This is a genomic window from Streptomyces spiramyceticus (assembly GCF_028807635.1).
GTDB lineage: Bacteria > Actinomycetota > Actinomycetes > Streptomycetales > Streptomycetaceae > Streptomyces > Streptomyces spiramyceticus.
The window spans coordinates 1,664,138-1,681,154 of record NZ_JARBAX010000002.1 but is presented as its reverse complement, the minus strand read 5'-3'; the positions used below and the strand labels follow the sequence as shown (position 1 = coordinate 1,681,154).

13 protein-coding genes and 1 pseudogene are annotated in these 17,017 nt (G+C 68.8%); 5 read left to right on the top strand and 9 right to left on the bottom strand.

The features are described 5' to 3' along the window. Positions 1-1,103: 1,103 nt before the first annotated feature. Positions 1,104-1,988, bottom strand: a complete 885-nt coding sequence (locus tag PXH83_RS31100) for an aminoglycoside phosphotransferase family protein (RefSeq protein ID WP_420803291.1) — start codon at positions 1,986-1,988, stop codon at positions 1,104-1,106. 435 nt (positions 1,989-2,423) lie between these two features. Here PXH83_RS31100 and PXH83_RS32665 point away from each other — a divergent pair. After that, positions 2,424-2,582, top strand: a pseudogene (locus PXH83_RS32665) (IS110 family transposase); the annotation flags it as partial. Positions 2,583-2,627: 45 nt separating this feature from the next. Here PXH83_RS32665 and PXH83_RS31095 read toward each other — a convergent pair. Beyond that, positions 2,628-2,819 (bottom strand): hypothetical protein, encoded by a 192-nt coding sequence (locus PXH83_RS31095; RefSeq protein ID WP_274564870.1) that lies wholly within the window; start codon positions 2,817-2,819, stop codon positions 2,628-2,630. A gap of 670 nt (positions 2,820-3,489) precedes the next feature. On the opposite strand from PXH83_RS31095, the gene PXH83_RS31090 reads away from it, so the two are divergent. The 4 genes from PXH83_RS31090 to PXH83_RS32660 all read left to right on the top strand — a co-directional run bounded on the left by PXH83_RS31090 (position 3,490) and on the right by PXH83_RS32660 (position 9,322). Next, positions 3,490-5,124 (top strand): hypothetical protein, encoded by a 1,635-nt coding sequence (locus PXH83_RS31090; RefSeq protein ID WP_274564869.1) that lies wholly within the window; start codon positions 3,490-3,492, stop codon positions 5,122-5,124. Between the two features lie 737 nt (positions 5,125-5,861). Further along, positions 5,862-7,961, top strand: coding sequence for a SpoIIE family protein phosphatase (locus PXH83_RS31085; protein ID WP_274564868.1), 2,100 nt, complete (start codon positions 5,862-5,864; stop codon positions 7,959-7,961). A 216-nt stretch (positions 7,962-8,177) separates the two neighbouring features. Then, a complete protein-coding gene (locus PXH83_RS31080) occupies positions 8,178-8,900 on the top strand; it encodes a transporter substrate-binding domain-containing protein (protein WP_274564867.1) in 723 nt (240 codons plus the stop codon). Between the two features lie 185 nt (positions 8,901-9,085). Then, entirely contained in the window at positions 9,086-9,322 is a 237-nt protein-coding gene (locus PXH83_RS32660; RefSeq protein WP_420803273.1) for a transposase, read from the top strand. 105 nt (positions 9,323-9,427) lie between these two features. Here PXH83_RS32660 and PXH83_RS31075 read toward each other — a convergent pair whose 3' ends face one another. The 7 genes from PXH83_RS31075 to PXH83_RS31045 all read right to left on the bottom strand — a co-directional run bounded on the left by PXH83_RS31075 (position 9,428) and on the right by PXH83_RS31045 (position 16,895). Continuing rightward, a complete protein-coding gene (locus PXH83_RS31075; RefSeq protein ID WP_274564866.1) occupies positions 9,428-10,891 on the bottom strand; it encodes an FG-GAP and VCBS repeat-containing protein in 1,464 nt (487 codons plus the stop codon). Positions 10,892-11,403: 512 nt separating this feature from the next. Further along, positions 11,404-12,165 carry an MBL fold metallo-hydrolase gene (locus PXH83_RS31070; RefSeq protein ID WP_274564863.1) on the bottom strand — a complete coding sequence of 254 codons (762 nt, stop codon included), beginning with the start codon at positions 12,163-12,165 and terminating at the stop codon, positions 11,404-11,406. 175 nt (positions 12,166-12,340) lie between these two features. Continuing rightward, entirely contained in the window at positions 12,341-12,955 is a 615-nt protein-coding gene (locus tag PXH83_RS31065) for an HD domain-containing protein (RefSeq protein WP_274564861.1), read from the bottom strand. Next, the gene (locus tag PXH83_RS31060; RefSeq protein WP_274564859.1) at positions 12,952-14,004 is read right to left on the bottom strand and encodes a GlxA family transcriptional regulator; all 1,053 of its coding nucleotides are present in this window, start codon (positions 14,002-14,004) and stop codon (positions 12,952-12,954) included. The genes PXH83_RS31065 and PXH83_RS31060 overlap by 4 nt, the downstream gene beginning before the upstream one ends. Positions 14,005-14,740: 736 nt before the next feature. After that, positions 14,741-15,070: a histone-like nucleoid-structuring protein Lsr2 gene (locus PXH83_RS31055; protein WP_274564857.1), complete on the bottom strand. Its 330-nt coding sequence runs from the start codon at positions 15,068-15,070 to the stop codon at positions 14,741-14,743. Positions 15,071-15,843: 773 nt separating this feature from the next. Further along, positions 15,844-16,206 carry a DUF952 domain-containing protein gene (locus PXH83_RS31050; RefSeq protein ID WP_274564856.1) on the bottom strand — a complete coding sequence of 121 codons (363 nt, stop codon included), beginning with the start codon at positions 16,204-16,206 and terminating at the stop codon, positions 15,844-15,846. A 266-nt stretch (positions 16,207-16,472) separates the two neighbouring features. Further along, positions 16,473-16,895 carry a DUF6223 family protein gene (locus tag PXH83_RS31045; protein WP_274564855.1) on the bottom strand — a complete coding sequence of 141 codons (423 nt, stop codon included), beginning with the start codon at positions 16,893-16,895 and terminating at the stop codon, positions 16,473-16,475. Positions 16,896-17,017 lie beyond the last annotated feature (122 nt).

The window sequence follows — 17,017 nt, the reverse complement described above, 5'->3', positions numbered from 1 at the left end:
GCAGCGGGCGGGCAAACAGGCGTCCCGACCTCCACACGCCGTCCACGCGCCCACATGCCGGCGCCGCCTGAGACCCGTACAGGGGCACGATACGGCCCAATCACCTGCGTCAGACGCTACTGACTGCCCCTTCCCGCGGCGCAGCACCGAGCATCATCACGGGGGCCGATCTCCACGTTGTGGGACGGCATCCACCGCATCGACGAACACCTCACCCTGGAGTCCGCGCCCGGCCACACACCCCTGCCCCCCCGGCGGTCGGTGAGCGCGTCACTGTCAGCAGTCCCGCTGACACGAGAAGGAGCCGCTCATGGCCGGGCGGGCCCCAATCGCTCCCCATTCGCCACAACGCAGCTGCGTTTCACGCCGGATGCCATCGACGCTCTCATGCGCCTACGGAGCTTGCTGGAGCGCACGTGATGCAACCGCCGGATTTTCGCCGCTGACTGAGTCAGCAAGGTAGAGCAGGTGCAGGCTGCCCCCGATCCTGAAGCCAGGTACTACCAGGGGGGATGCATGCTGTCTGGCTGCTTTTCTTGGCTAATGATTGTCGTGTCTGGGGCGACCTTCCTGGTGCTGTTCGTCTGGAGCGCCTTAATGGTCTGGGCGGTCTGGGACCTCGGGGGGCCCTTGCAGGGAAGCCTCGCTGCGTTGCCCTTTGCCGTTTTGTGGGGGATGCCTGTCGTGAGCTTTTTTACGCTGTCGCGTAACGAGCCCGAAGAGAACACCGCCCCGGAATAGCTGCGAGTTGACCGACGAGCGAGGCGGCCGTGATGCGGCGATGACGCCGGTGTTCGGTCCACAGAGCGCAGCAGTTCTAGCAATGGGTGCGTGGGGCGGCGCCGACCCCGCCGTAGACCTCGATCGTTCCACCGCACGGGCACTGTGCTGCACGCTGAGATCGCGTCGCCCTTCGGCGAGGTCGAGTACGGCCTCGATGCGTCGTACGGACTGTGGGGCGGACAAGACAAGGCCATCCCCCTCCATGTTCCGCCTCGGGCGGGCATGACGGGACCGCGCCCACCAACGAGCGCGGGCCGACACCGACTTATGTGGCGGTGGGACTCAGATGTGACGGGAGCCGCTGAAGCTGTGATACGCCCTCAGTCCTCTCCCAGCACCGCCCGGATCACGTGCCGGGCGTTGTGCGCCATCGCCGGGTTCGTCCTCCGGTAGTACGGCAGCGCAATCAGCGCCTGCGAGAGCGTCCGCCCCCGGCCGCGGTTCCAGGTCGCGTCGTCCACGCCGAGCGCCTCGCGCAAGACCTCCCTTGCATCGGTCGGCAGCAGATTCCACGCCGGGAACAGATCGCAGGCCGGATCACCCACCCCCATGCACCCGAAGTCGATCACCGAGGTCAGCCTGCCACCGTCCACCAGCAGATTGCCCGGCATCAGATCGGCATGCAGCCACACCGGCGGCCCGTCCCAGGCCGGGGCCCGCAGCGCGTCCTCCCATACGGCGGCCGCGGCGTCGCAGTCGACGCTCTCCTGCGGGATCTCGCGCAGTTCCTCGATCGCCGCCCGGGTCGACGCGTCGAGCGAGGCGAGCGGCCCGCCACGGTGGGCCTCCGGCGCCCCCGGCAGAGTGATGTTCCGTATCGTCGTCACGAACTCGGCCAGATCCTTGGCCAGCAGCACGGGCTCGCTCAGCGCCCCCGCCTCGGGGTTCTCCCCCGGCAGCCACCGGTACACCGACCACGGCCACGGATACCCCTCGGCGGGCTCCCCGGCCCCGAGCACCTCGGGGATGGCCGTGGGCAGCCGGGACGCGAGGCGAGGCAGCCAATCTCGCTCCATCAATACGTCCTTGGCTCCGCCTTTCACCAGCGGCAGCCGTACGACCATGCCGGCGCCCAGCCGATACATGGCGTTGACCGTGCCGCCGGACGGAAACCGCTCCACCGCCAGCCCTGCCCACTGGGGGAACTGCCCGGCGATCAGCCGCCGTACGAGGCCGTCGTCGATGGGGTGCAGGCCGGGATGCATCTGTCCTGTGCTCACAGGCCGCCATCCGATCGCCGGACGCCGACGGGCGTCAAACGCTTTTCCGGCTACTGATTCCCAATGATTCCCAATGTGCTTGCCAAGCCTGGTTCGTGACTGGCTGTGGTCACCTCAGCCCATGCGGACAGCACTGCCCGCTCCAGGGCGGGGAAGTAAATGCTCGGCTTTCCCCGCGGCCGTACCAGCCCGCAGTTCGGGCACGGCTCCACCTCCGAAGTCGTTCCTGTACTTGTCCCGGTAGACGACCTCGCCGGCGAGTCCTTACCAAGCGATCTTGTCGCGCCCATCCCAATCAGTGGCCGAGTCGCCGCGGCGCACCGGGCGGCCAATCAGTAGAAGCCACTCCTGCGGCATGAGCTCGACCGCCCATGGCCGCCAGCCATGCTTGGCGCAGGCCGGTCCGGCACGGAGAGGTTCGTCATCGCGGACGCGGCCCGCGTCATGCCGCATACCCTCCGGCGGTCGAGCTCGAAGACGAGACGATCGCGGAGCTGCGGATGCGTCGAGTTCGACGACGACCTGGCTGGCAAGGCAACCCGGATCAGCAATCGACTCCGCTGCCTCAGTCAACTGCATCTCACCGTTCCCGACGCCTGATTCCTCCGAAGCGACACTCCTCACCTACTGCCGTCTGCGCAGTGATCGGGCGATCTCGGCAACCGAGCTGAGAATGGCGGCGCGGTGCTGGGGCCGGGTGCCCCGCAGGGCCTGACGCGTAATCACAAGGACCGTTGCGGCGGTCACCGTGCAGCTGAACAGCACGGCGACCGCATGTGTCGTCAGCAGGCCGAGCAGCAGGCGGGAAGTGGTCATCGCTGACTCCGATGGAGGTGCGGTGGTACGGGACTCTCGCAGGGCGCCGGTCCATCGGTATGTCCATCGACCTCCCCACCGCAGGTTGGACGGGCGGTGTTCCGGACCGCAGGTGGCAGCCCTAGGCTGGCAGTCTCCCGATGCGCTCGCGGTGGACGCGTTGGACGGCTGGAGAGGGCGGGCCGTAGCGCCATGACCGAGGACAGCAGCGCGGCCGCGCTCGAGGAAGAATTCTTCGAGGATCTCAGGCGTGTGGAAGACCTGCGGCGAGAGTTACCGGTGGGGGTGCGTCCCTCCTTGCGCGACGTGGCGACCCGCGCGCAGCGCTCGCACAACACCATCGACAACTGGCTGAGCGGCAAGGCGTTCCCGGCTGACGTGGGCGTCTTGGCCGACGTGATAGCCCTGATCGGGCAGGCAGCCGCCCGTGGCGGCGTCGGCAACCATGGGGTGCTGCTCGATCCCCGACGGTGGCGGGAGCGGCATGCCGCAGTCAACCGGGCGAGGGTACGGGAGGCCGAACAGGCGCGGCGTGGCCGGCAGGCAGCCGCCGACCTGGCCGGCGCCGAGGCCCGGGCCCGCTCCGGTGCCCTGACCGACCCGCCCCAGCGCTTGGACCGCTGGACGGCAGCTCGGTTGCGTGTCCATCCGTCCATCTCAGGCATGGGCTTTGCACGCTCCCGGGTTCGTGCTGCCCGCGTACGTCGAGCGCGCCCACGACCAGAAGTTGCGAGAGGTGCTGCGTACGGCGGCCGAGGGCGCGGAGGCGGTGCTGGTGGTGGTGCGTGGGAGCTCGTGCACGGGCAAGACCCGTGCCGCGTACGAAGCCGTCCGGCACGTTGGTGGTCTGGACGGGTGGGACCTCATCTTCCCTCGTACCGCGTCAAGTGCGCTGGAGGTGATGGGCGTCCGCGCGCTCGTCCCGCGCACTGTCTTGTGGCTCGACGACGCTCACCAGCTTCTGTCCGGGAGCGAGGGCGAAGCCCTAGCCGCCGGCCTGCTCTCCCGTCTCGCCCAGCCAGGCCCTGTGATCGTCGTGGCCACCTTGTGGGACGCCGCCTTCACCGACTTGACCGCGCCCCCGTGTGAAGGCGCCGTCGCCGGCGCGGACCCGCACCGCCATGCCCGTGCACTCCTGACCGGTGCCACCGCCATCGTGCGCGTCCCGCCCGTCTTCGGTGCGCAGGACCTGCGGGCGCTGGACAGCCTCGACGGGGATCCCGCGTTGACGGCCGCCAGACGCTCGTCCCGGGACGGGAAGATCACCCAGACCCTCGCCGCCGGCCTTCAGCTCGTGGACCGCTACGAATCCGCCCACGAACCCCCTGCCTGCTACACGCGTGCTCTGATCACTGCCGCCATGGACGCCTACCGGCTGGGTTGGGACGCACCCCTGCCCGACGGCTTCCTGCGCGACGCGGCCCCCGGGTACCTCACGGACGAGCAGCGCACGGCGGCAGGCCCCCGCTGGTTCGTGTCCGCCATTGCCGACGCCCGAGCCCGGGTACAGCGCGTTGCCGCGGCCCTGGAACCCGTCGCTCGGCCAGGGGGTATGGGTGCGCAGCGAGGTGTCTCGCGCCTGGCCGACTACCTCGACGCCCACGGCCGCGCCATCCGGGAACATGCCACTCCCCCACAGTCGTTCTGGACTGCCGCAGCCGACCACGCCAAGGAGGCGGGCCATCTTGCCCGGCTGAGTCGGGAAGCCGAGGCGAGGGGCCTGTGCCACGACGCCGAGCGACTGGCCGGGCTGGCCGCCCGTGCCGGCAGCTCCGGCGCCTACGCCATGCTGGCCGAGATACGGGAGCGGGCCGGTGACCGGCACGGGGCCGAGCGCCTGGCCCGACTGGCCGCCGACGGCGGAGACCCGCGCTGCTGCGCCGCGTTGGCGTGGATGCGGGAGCGGGCCGGAGACCGGCAGGATGCCGAGCGCCTGGCCCGGCTCGCCGCCGACGCGGGAGATCGCCATGCCCTCCGCGAACTCGCCGAGCTGCGGGAGCGCACCGGAGACCGGCACGGGGCCGAGCGCCTGGCCCGACTGGCCGCCGACGCGGGAGATCGCCATGCCCTCCGCGAACTCGCCGAGCTGCGGGAGCGCACCGGAGACCGGCACGGGGCCGAGCGCCTGGCCCGACTGGCCGTCGGCTCCGGAAATACGGACGCACTGCGTAGCTTGACCGAGATGCGGGAGCGCGCGGGGGACCACCAGGATGCCGAACGCCTGGCCCGGCTGGCGGCCGACGTCGGAGATCGGGCCGCGCTCCGCGGACTGGACCGGAGACGGGGGCGGGCCGGCGATCGGTAGGCATTGGCTTCCGCGCTGCAGGGGCGGCAATTCCGCATGTATCCGGCCCAGTTGTCGACGCACCGAAGCGGCAGCGGTGGGCCAGGCGCCTGCCCCGCTCTCCCTTCCCAGCCTTGTCACCGCAGGCCCGCGGGCGTCGACCGTGTTTGCCGCAACTCCCCGCCTCTGGCCGACGGCGGCCAGGGCATGCGCACGAGCCGAGCACGTCTTCAGAGCACGCCTTCATACGTATGAAGAAGCTGGAAGGGCTGGACAGACGCGGCCATGCGCGGTGCGGGCACTTCCCCATCCCTCTGGGAACAGTGGCCGCAGTCCCAGGTCGTCGGAGCCTCTGGCGGCGAGGGGAAGCGTGACGACCAGCGGGCGTTGTTCCGCTGAGGCATGAGTGCAATCACGTGCAGGGTCACATTTACGGGCCGCCAACACGGCGGCGGCTACGCCCGTAACTGTCCGTGTCGGTGTCGGGGGGCAATCCCGGACCGACAGAGTCAGGATGGGGTGTGTGGAGGAAGGGCGACTGAAGATCGATCTTGCTGGGCAGCTGAAGTGGCTGAGCGCGGCGCCCTTCCGGTTCGTGCCCAGCGGCAAGGTGCGGCAGCTCCTCAGGAGGCGCCCGGCCGGCAGGTTCTGCTGGAGCGGTTCGCAGCCGAAGCCCCCTCCCGCGTACGCACTACCGGGCGAGGGTGCGTGCCCGCGCCGGAACGCCCGCTGTCGGACCGAGAGGGGGCGGGTTGCGGATGGATGAGCAGATGCCGATCGGGGAGCTGATCAGCGGTGCCGCCCAGGATGCCGGAGGGTGGCTGGGGGCTCTGTCGGTGGCGCAGGTGGCCACCAGCTCTGACGGGACGATCGTGCGGTGGAACCATGCCGCGCAGGAACTGCTCGGCCACACCCCGCCGGAGGTGGTGGGGCGGCACATCGCCGACCTTCTGCATCCTGGAGCCGACAGAAGCCTCGGCCGGTCTCTCTGGGAGACCGCCGCCACGGGTCGCGGGGTGATGGGCACGGTGACCGCCTGGCACCGCGACGGCCACCCGCTGGAGCTGGAGATCTGGGCCTGTCCGGTACACGGTGGGCGGCACGGAGCGTCGGCGGTGCTCGTCTTCGCCGCCGACGCCCATGCGGCACGCCGCATCCGGGGCTCGTCAGCCGTGTGGGACGGGCTGTTCTCCCGATCACCGGTCGGGATCGCCGTCCTCGACACGCAGCTGCGGTTCCTGCAGGTCAACCCGGCGCTCGAAGCGATGAACGGCCTCCCGGAATCCGCACACGTGGGCCGTCGTCTGGCCGAATTGCTGCCTGAGGTGAACGCTGCCGAGATGGAGGAGGCGATGCGGCAGGTGCTGGACACCGGGGAGCCGGTCCTTGACCGGCGACGCACTGGGCGAACGCCGGCCGATCCGGAGCACGACCGGGTGTGGTCGTGCTCGTATGTGCGGGTGGAAGATCCCGGCGGCCGGCCGATCGGCGTGATCGCCTCCCTGCTCGACGTCACCGAGCAGCAGCGGGCCCACACCGAGGCGGAGGCGGGCCGCCGCAGGCTCGCCCTGCTCAGCGAGGCCAGCGTCCGCATGGGCGCCAGCCTGGAGCTGGAGCGCACCGCTCAGGAGCTGGCCGACCTTGCCGTTCCGGAGCTCGCCGACGCCGTCAGCGTCGACATCCTGGACACCCTTGCGTGCGGCGACGAGCCGGGGGCCGGGCTGGCCGGGGGCGTGGCGCTGCGGCGCCTGGGCAAAGCCCCGCTCACCGGCTCCACCATCACCGGCATTCTCGCCCCGCTCGGCAGAACCCTCGCCTTCCCCGCCGCCGCCCCCTACATCCAGGCTCTCGCCGCCCGCCAGCCCTTCCTGATCGCCCACCTCGACGAACGGGCCATCTCCCCCGCGGCCCGCCACTCCACCGCACCGGCCCAACTCCTCAAGGCGGGCGTGCACTCGTTCATGATGGTCCCGCTCGTCGCCCGGGACCTGGTACTCGGCATCGCCACCTTCTACCGCACCCGACCTGTCGGCCCCTACGGATCCGACGACGTCACCCTCGCCGGCGAACTCGCCGCCCGCGCCGCAGTCAGCATCGACAACGCGCGCCTCTACCTACGTGAACACGAGACCGCGGTCGTCCTCCAGCGCAGCATGCTGCCGCAGCACGTCACCCCGCCACCCGGCATCGACATCGCCCACCGCTACCTGCCCGCGAGCGATGTCAACGAAGTCGGTGGCGACTGGTACGACGTACTGCACCTCCCCGGCGGCAAAGCAGCTCTCCTCATCGGCGACGTCATGGGCCATGGCATCGCCGCCGCCGCGGTCATGGGACGACTCTCCGCCAGCGTCAGGGCCCTGGCCCGCCTCGACATGTCCCCGACCGAACTGCTGCACCAGCTGGAAGCCGCCCTCGCCGACCTCGCCGAGCCGATGCTCGCCACCTTCCTGTACGTCGTCTGCGACCCCACCACCGGCCGCTGCACCATCACCCGTGCCGGGCATCCACCGCCTGCCGTGGCAGAGCCGGACGGCACGGTCCACCTGATCAAGACCCCGCCCGGCGCGCCTCTCGGCGTCGGCGGCATCGACTTCACCACCACCGGCATCACCCTGCCCCCCGGCAGTGTCCTCGTGCTCTACACCGACGGCCTGATCGAGGCTCGCGGCCGCGACATCGACGAACGCCTCGGCGACCTCACTCGCCTGCTCACCGAACCCCAACGACCGCTCGACCACCTGTGCGACCTGCTGATCACCCGCCTGGTCCCGGCATCCGCCGACGACGACATCGCCCTGCTCACCGCCCGCATCGGCAACACGCCACGGCCGCACCCAGCAGACGGCTCCGGTTGACGGGGCTGTGAGCAACACCCGTCGCTCCTGGCGCCCGGCCGGGATCCCGTCGGAAACTCACGGTCTACGCCCGACGACCTCGTGCATGGTTGGGGGGACGTCGAGGAGCTTCGTTCCGTCCGGTGTTCACTTGTGGCAATTGGCCGTCAGGGTGGCGGTCTGTTGGTGGAAGAGCAGTCCGATATCCAGTCGCAAGGTGCCCTTACACTCCGGTCCATGACGATCTTGACTGCTGCTATCACCAGGGATCTGGCGCCGAATGGCGCGCTGCGAGCCTCAATCAATCTGGGTAACCCGGTCCTGACCCAGGGCACGCCGACGGCGCCGACCGGCGTTACGGTCGACATTGCGCGTGAGGTCGGTGCGAGGCTGAAAGTGCCGGTGGAACTGGTCTGCTTCGATGCGGCACGTAAGTCGTACGAGGCGATGACTGCGGGCCAGGCCGACATCTGCTTCCTGGCCATCGAGCCCGCGCGTGAGGCTGAGGTTGCCTTCACCGCACCGTATGTCGTGATCGAGGGGGTTTACGTCGTGCCCAGCGACTCAGCCTTCACCACGGCCGCTGACGTCGACCGTGCAGGCGTGCGTATCGGCGTGAAGCGTGGGTCCGCCTACGACCTCTTTCTCTCCCGCACCCTTCAGCACGCGAGCGTCGTGCGCGGAGAGGAAGGAGTCGACGAGTTCCGCGCTCAGGGCCTGGAGGTCGCGGCCGGCATCAGGCAGCCGATGACCGAGTTCGTCGCGACGCATTCCGAAGTCCGACTGATCGAGGGCCGGTTCATGCAGATACAGCAGGCGGTGGGCACGACCACGACCCGACGCCCCGAGACCGTCGAGTTCCTCAGGGACGTCGTCGAGGAGCTGAAAGCCAGCGGATTCGTTGCCGACGCTCTTCGACGCGCGAATCAATCCGACACCATGGTCGCCCCACCCGGGTAGACACAGTCCTCAAGACTGGAAAGCGTGCCCTGCAGCGCGGCCGGAACCGTCGAGCCCGTGACCTTCTCGTTGACCCGCTAGGCTGTTTCGTTTGGATCATCTGATCGTTGGTCCGGGTGTGCCGTTGACTGACATGCAGTGGGCGCGGACTGAGCCGTTGTTGCCGGACCAGACGCCCAGGCGGGGTGGTCGATGGCGACCGCCGTGAGGTGATCGATGCGATCGCGTGGAAGTTCCCGACCGGATCGCAGTGGGTCCACCTGCCCGAGAAGTACGGCAACTGGAGGGCCATCGACGGCGCGTGGGAGCAGGTGTTCACTACGCTGCTCTCCCAGGGCCGAAACCGAGGACGATCCTTGACGGGTCGTCGCTGTCGACTCCACGATCGTGCATGCGCATCAGCACGCGGCCGAGGCCCCTAAAAGGGGGCCCCGGCCAGCGAACCGAATGACCGTGCCTCGGACGTTCTCGCGGCGGCCTGAGCTGCAATCCTCATCTGGTCCCGCAGCTGACCGGAGCGACAGAACCTAGAAGTGGTTGAAGTCGCTGCCGAGTCGGGCGTTTGCCCTGGTGGTCCCGAGGGTGCCGGGGCTGAAGGACCAAGAGCCGGAGGTGGTGATGCCGGTGGAGGTGCCTCGCAGGACCCATACGCCGCCCTCGCGGCTGTTCTCGCCCGGAGCGCCGACCAGGAGGTCGGCCTTGCCGTCCTTGTTGGCATCGACGAGCTTCGTAGCCGTGCCGAAAGTGTCGGCCGATTCAGCGGTGCCGGGGATGCCCGACGTTCCCTGGTTGTAGGCCTTGGCACCGCTGGTGGTCAGGCCGGACGCGGAACCGAACAGGGCTACCAGGGCACCGGCGTCGGTCTTGCCGTTGAAGTCCTCTCCGGGCACCCCGATGGTGGCGTCGGCGTAGCCGTCGCCGTTGATGTCGCCGACGCTGATGCCCCTGCCGAAGCTGTCGAAGGCCTCGGCGGCCCCGGGGATGCCAGGACTGTCCTGGTTGTACTTCACCCGGCCGCCGACGTCGGGGCCGGTGGCGCTGCCGTAGAAGACGGTGATCATGCCGCCCTTGCTCATCGGATCCATGTCCTGGTCGTATCCCGTCGACCATTGTCCGGCGACCAGGTCGGCGTACCCGTCATGGTCCAGATCGCCGAGGGCCACTTCGTCGGCTTCGACTCCCAGGAAGACGTGTTCGGCGAAGCCGGAGGTGGTGCCACGCCAGTACACCGCGATCGGAGGTCCACTGCCGGAGTCGCTGTTGACATGTGCGGAGCCCACCACGTCGGTGATGCCGTCGCCGTCGACGTCCCCGGCCGCCAGCCGGCCCGGGCTCAGGCCGCCCTCCGGCAAGTTGTCTGGGAACGTCGATTTTCTTGCGGCTGATCCGTCGCGGTGGAACGGGCCGCTCAGCAACTGCAGCCCTCCGCCGGTTGTAGCCTCCGTGACGACGTCTTTGTGGCCGTCGCCGTCGAAGTCGCCGGCGGCGACGCCCGCGCCCAGGTACTGGCTCGCGTTGGTGTTGTTGAGCAGGGTGCTCCCGGAGGACAGCCCGCTCGCGCTGCCCCAGATGACGGCCAGCGCGCCGGCGCCCTGCACGGTGCCCACGTCCTCACCCGATGCGCCGACGATCAGGTCGGCGTAGCCATCGTTGTCCAGGTCGGCGCTGGAGACCGCGCTTCCGTAGTTGTCACCGCTCTCGGCGGTGCCGGGGATACCAGTGGTGTCCTGGCTGATGACTTTCTTGCGGCTGGTGTTCAGTCCCGTGGAGGAGCCGTAGAGCACTGCGACGTAGCCGGCCCCGGACTTTCCACTGACTGTGGCCGTCGGCGCGGTGGTCACCACGTCGCGGTAGCCGTCACCGTTGAAGTCGTCCTGCAGCCTCAGGGTGCTCGCAGCGGATGTCGCGGCGTGCGCGGCGGGCGTCAGCAACGCTGCAGACACCACCACCGTGGCCGTGACTGCGGTCCTGCGAAGTACGCGTCCTGACACGCTCTCTCCTTGCGTTGAATAACGGTGCAACAGCACAGACAGCGTGGTCAGCGCGCCCGCTGACGCTCAAGACATCTCAGGCAGGCGGAAGGTTGTACGCCCAGGAGTGTGTTTCGTGCGCCAGTCAAAGACGCCCTCGGGGCGGTACACCTCTCGGGCCGTGATGCGTTGTTCTCCGCAGGTGATCTGCAAACTCACGGAAGCATAGCCACGCGGTCGAATTCGCGGCCAAGGACCCCCGGAACCTCCACGGCCGAGTGGCAGTGGGGCAGTAGGGCAGTGGGGCAGCTCATTCCACCGCCTACCAAGCGTACGAGCCGTACTCGGCCGGCCACAGGATGATCTTGGAGTCTGGGCGGCTCGTTACGGCTCGTCGGCCGGTGTGAGGATGCGGGTTGCGCGGGGCCGCGGGACGTCGGCAGCGGCCCGAGGAGCGCGAAGTCGGCGTGGCCGCCTCGATGGTCTCGGGGTACGCCTGCGTCTTCTCGTGTTCGGCGAGGGCCCGGGCGGCCTCATCGTGCTCCGGTCGTGGGCTCCGTGTGGGAACTCGCAGGCTCTGTTCGCCGAGGCAGGCGGCCCTTCGCCGCCAGTTTGCGCAGTCGGTGTTCTTCTCTGTCCGCCCACTGGCGCACCCGGTCGGGATCGAGTGCAGTGCCGTGACCCACGTGCAGTCTGGTCGGCTTCAGCGCGAGCATCTCGCGCAGGCTGGCCAGGTTGCGCAGCGGGTCGTCATGGAAGGGCGGGTTGGCCGGCCTGCCGGTGATGAGCCCCATGAAGGAGTTGGCCACCAGGTCGCCGGCGACGAGGTCGCCTCCATCCGTGAGGACGGAGACCGAGCCGGCGGTGTGCCCCGGAGTGGGCATGATGCGAGCTTCGACTCCGTAGTCGGACAGACTCATCTCTCCCCGGACGAGCACATCGGGTTCGACTCGTTCCACGGTGACGTGCATGGCTTTGCTTCTGTTCATCAGGCGTCCCATCGTCCCGGTCGGCAGGTACGGCCGGCGGGAACGGCCGGTGTTGTACGGGCCGAGGTCGGCGACATGGCCCGCGACCGGCGCACCGGTGAGCCGGTGCAGTTCGGTCGCGGAGCCGAAGTGGTCGATGTGACCGTGCGTCAGAACGATCAGAGCGATGTCCTGGGGATCCACTCCGTGCCGAGCAACCTGCTCGTAGATCCTGCGGCCGCTTCCCGGCGTCCCCGCGTCGACGATGACAGCGCGTCGGCCCAGCACCAGGTACGTATTTATCGCGTGCTTTCCCAGGACTGGCATGGCAATGATCTTCGTATGGGACATGGTTCCTCCAAAGTGCCTCCGCCTCGGCTCGGGCGTGGCTTCTGCGGGTCGCGGCACGCCGAAGTCCGGCGTGCCGCCCGGATCCGGCACTCAGGACGGCCCGGTCGTGTCGAGGATCGACGGAGTGATCCGTCAGTCGCCTGTGGTGCGTTCAGTCCTCGAACGGTGCGGCAGCGATCAGGTCCAGGAAACCGGCGTGCCGGATCAGCAGGGCGATCCGCGAGTCCGGCTTGGCAGCCGCCTGTCGGCGTACCGCCTCGGTCACGAAAGCGGCGAACCCCTGTCGGGGGTGGAGTTCGAGCACATCGGCGAGGAGGCCGGGCGGCAGCTGGTCCAGGCGCAACCCCATGACGTCCGCCGCGGCGCCCAGGTGGACCGCAGCCACCTCCGGCCGGGGGTCGTCGGCAGTGGTGATCTCCATGTGCAGGGCGATCGCGTCCCGGACCAGCCCGGCCAGATCGGGCCGGGCTCCGCGGGAGTGCAACTCCTGCTCGGCCAGCCGGGCTCCGTGCACCTCGAAGGGGGTCTGGGGATCGTCATACGCCTCGGTGAGTGCCAGGTCGTGCAGGGCGGAGGCGATGAACAGCGCCTCGGCGTCGAACGCACGCCGCTGTCCCTCCAGGAAAGCCGAACCGAAACGGTAGGTGCGGTGGCAGTGGGCCACCAGCGTCGGGGGGCTCGCGGCGCACAGCATCTGGTCGGCGGCGCGGGCGAGCGGCGAGTCGGGGAACGAGGACAGCGGCATGGGACTCTCTCTGCGGGTCATGGTGCCGGGATCTGCTCGGGCAGGGGGACAGGGCCTTCGGGGAACGCGCCGGCGGCGTCGGCGGCGGGCGGGTACCGGAAGCGGCGCCGGTATTCGGCCGGAGTGGTGACGAGCCGCCGCCGGAAGGCCCGGTGCAGGGTCTCCACGGAGCCCAAGCCGCTCGCGGTTGCCACCTCGGGCAGACTGCGGTCGGTCTCTTCCAGGATGCGGCGCGCGGCCTCGACCCGGGCCGCTTCGATGTACGAGGCGGGCGTGCTGCCGGTGCGCTGCCGGAACAGCCGGGCGAGGTGGCGCACGCTCAGGTGCATCCGCTCGGCAAGTGTCTCGATCGACAGTTCGTCGGCGAGACGGTCGGCGATCCACAGGCGTAGCTCATCGATCCGGTCGTCCGAGGGTGCGTAGATCGACAGCGGCACGCTGAACTGGCTCTGCCCGCCGGGACGTTTCACGTACATGACCATCATGCGGGCGGTGGCGAGCGCCAGGGCCTGGCCGTGGTCCTCGGCGACCATGGCCAGCGCCATGTCCATGCCGGAGGTGACACCCGCGCAGGTCCACACCTGCCCGGCCCGGATGAAAATCGGATCCGGGTCGACGGCGATCTGCGGGTGATCGGCGGCGAGCCGCTCGGCGGTGAGCCAGTGGGTGGTGGCAGACAGTCCGTCAAGGAGCCCTGCCGCGGCCAGCACATGCGCACCCGCGCAGACCGAGGCGGTCCTGCGGGCCTGGGGAGCCGCCGTACGCAGCCACTCGACGACAGTGGCGTCGATCACCGGTTCGACGCCATTGTCGACCAGGTTGATCGCACCCGACACGAGCAGGGTGTCCACCTGCCCGCCCACGTCGTCCAGGGCCACGTCAGCCACCAGCCGGACCCCGCTGGAAGTCGGCAGTTCGCCGGCCCGGGCCGCCGCGATCTCCACCCGGTAGCCGGGACGGTCTGCCCCGGCGATGCCCGAGGCGACGGAGAAGACCTCGGCCGGACCGGTGACATCCAGGAGTTCCACGCCGGGAAAGGCGACGATGACGATTCTGCGTGATGCGGGCATGCCGCCATGGTTCCCCGCCTGTCACTGCGGCCGCAATGACCAGTTTCTGTCAGATCCGGCCACGGGAACTTTCGCATGCCACGGGCGTCGCCCCACTCGAACCCCGATCAGGCAACAATGCGCCCACAGCGCGTGGGGCGGCGACATCGCCATCGGGCTGCTCCAAGTGTTGGCGGGGTCCCTTCACGGCCTGGCCCTCGGACCCCACGGCGATTGCGTCGAGGTGTCGGCGTACGGACTTGGCTCCCCTCGCGTACAGATGAACCTCCCCAGCTGTCAGGCCACTTCGCTCTCTCGCTCGACGGCCTTGTGGCGGTTCCCTGCAAACGGTCGTCCGCGCTGCGCGCCAGGCCGGGCGAGTTCTACGAGGGACGTCACGCATGTATATGAGTGCGGCGCGGTCGTCGATGTGGGACCGGAGGAATTGAAAGGCTCGCAGCCCGTCGCCTCGCTTGAGCGGCCCTTCCGCAGTCTTCTGGGTTGCCGATCAACCTAACCCAGGTTTCCGGCATGTAGCTGAACTTCGTTAGACAGAGCGGAATTCATCTGTCCCATTCGCCGGTTCGGCGAGAGTTGCGTCAGGCATGGAACCCTAACCGGCGGAAACTGTCTGAGGTGAGCTGCAACGCGCCTGCGTGTCATGCAGATCTCCACAACAGCTGCCGCTTGCGCCTGAGCAAGCCGTAGCCCCCGGTACGCGACTCGCGTGTCCGGGGGCTGTCATCGCCGCACTGTTTCAGTGGGCGGCTTGGTACCTCTCCAGCAGGTCAGCCGGGATGCGGCCGCGGCTGCTGACCTCAATGCCCTGGGTCTTGGCCCACTCGCGGATCTTGGCCGCGTCCGGCCCGCCGGACTGCCCGCGCTTGGCCGTCCGACGAGCGCTGCCCCCGACTTTGCGGCCAGCTCCCATAAACGGCCCCAGAGCGTCCAACAGCTTCTGGTAGTTATCCGGCCCCAGGTCGACCTCGTACTTGATTCCGTCCAGGCTAAAAGCGTGAGTGGCGATGTCTTCACCTTCGGCCCCGGTGAGGTCATCGGTATAGATTGTTACAGTGCGCTGAACCATGGAAGTAGGCCCTTTCCTTATCTGTGAAAAGGAGTCTACTCGCCGCGCCACTATTTGGTTACCGGCTCTCTTGCGGGAGTGGCAGGTTCAGTCGATCGTTGACGCTCGGCTGGTCGGTTTCGTTGGGGCAGTTGGCCTGGTGGTGTCGTCGTTCCCCGCAAGCCACCCCCAGCACCAGGGCTAGGACGACAAAGGCGGTGGCGAGGAACGGAAGGAGCGGCCGATTCGACATGACGGGATACAAGGGGACATCGGTGTCATGGGTGTCATGGGTGCTCACAAAACGCGGAACTCATCCACCGTACGGCGATGTTCCAACCCTCGGAAGATGCTCCATTCGGTTACCAACTAAAGCGGCCGGTTCAGTTCTTCAGCTGGTAACAAACGAAGAGTCTTCCTTGGCCCACTCCACCGTTATGCACCCCGTCTTCTTTATAGGGGCGCTCATGAATTCTTCCCCCGATGGACCTGTGCGCCGTGCTCGGTGTGCCACCGTGACGCGCCGTTCGCCACCCATCCGGCGGGCTTCCTGGCAGCAGCTCCTCCGCATCCACCAGGATCGCCGCCCTGCCAGCCAACGGGCCGCGGTGCACGAGGAGATGACGCGCCTCAACTGGCCTGCCCTGCTGGCCCTTTGTGCACGCCCACTGGCCCCTTGCCCGACGACAGCGAACTGGCCCGCCACCGTCGTCCTCGCCCCCAGGCAGCGTTGCGCTGGGCGCCGCGTGTCAGGTTGCCTGGTCGAACTGACGGTGCCAAGCGGCGGCGATTGGTCAGCTCGCGTCCTTTAGCCCTGTCGCGCGGCCGTCCTCATCCCACTGGATCTCCAGGATTCGCTCGACGGCATCGCGGTTGATGGGCCCGAACACATGCGGGAACAAGGTGACCTCGGCAGCCCCGGGCGGTGGGGCGGGAACCGCCTCCTCCCATTCCACTCTGGAGGTGAGGCGGCCCTCGTCGAGGAGCAGCACCAACAATGGCCTCGGCGCAGTCCGATAGAAGGCGTTGACGATGGCCAAAGTAGTCGCCTCGTCCGGGGCGCAATGGACGAAACCATCTTCCGCGAGGGAAGCGGGTTCGTATGCGTGGTCGGGAAGGGCGTTCCAATCACCGAGCGTCACAACGTGGTAGATCATGGCCCCGTTATATACGGACGCCAACCGCGCGGTTCCAGCCCTCCCTGGAATCCGTCGAAGGTCTCGATCTCACCGACCTGGATCCCCGGCGCTGGGGCGTCACTGCTATCCGCAACTGCTGCGTCTGCGACGGCCCATCGAGCAGGCCGGGCTTCATCAGGTCTGGATTTCCATACGCGATGATCTTGGAATCCGGTGCTGTTGCTCGCCGGTGAGTACGACGTCTGGGTCAGGCAGACCCGAACGCGCCCTCGTATTCGCTGCGATCAGCCGGTGCGGCGGGAGCGGGTCAGAGATACCCCGCCGAGGGCCATGCCGATCAGCCCCACCACCATGGCCACGACGGCCCCGCCCAGCCCGTTGCCGGTGCCGAGACCACCGGAGGCGGTGGCCGCAACCAGCCCGCCGAGGGTCATGCCGATCAGCCCCGCCACCAGGGCCAGGACGGCCCCGCGTCGCCCGGGGCCGGTGCCGATACGGCCGGTGGAGCGGGCCAGAGCCAGCCCGCCGATGACCACGCCGGTCAGCGCCAGCAGCGCGGCCACGACGGCCCCGCGTCGCCCGGCGCTCATGGTGTAAACGTCGGCGGCGGCCGACTGGACCGAGGCGTGCGCGGCCGCCGGTGTGGCAAGCCCGAACGCCCCGAGCAGGCCAGCTGTTGCTGCGGCAAGCAGGTGACGGACTGACATGAGGGGCTCCTTCTCGTTCTACGACTGGACGTCGCCTGATCATGTCCGCTCGCCCACCACCGGTCGTCCTGTGGACGCAGGCACTTTGCGCTGCTGCCGATGGCGCACCCGGCTGCTGCAGG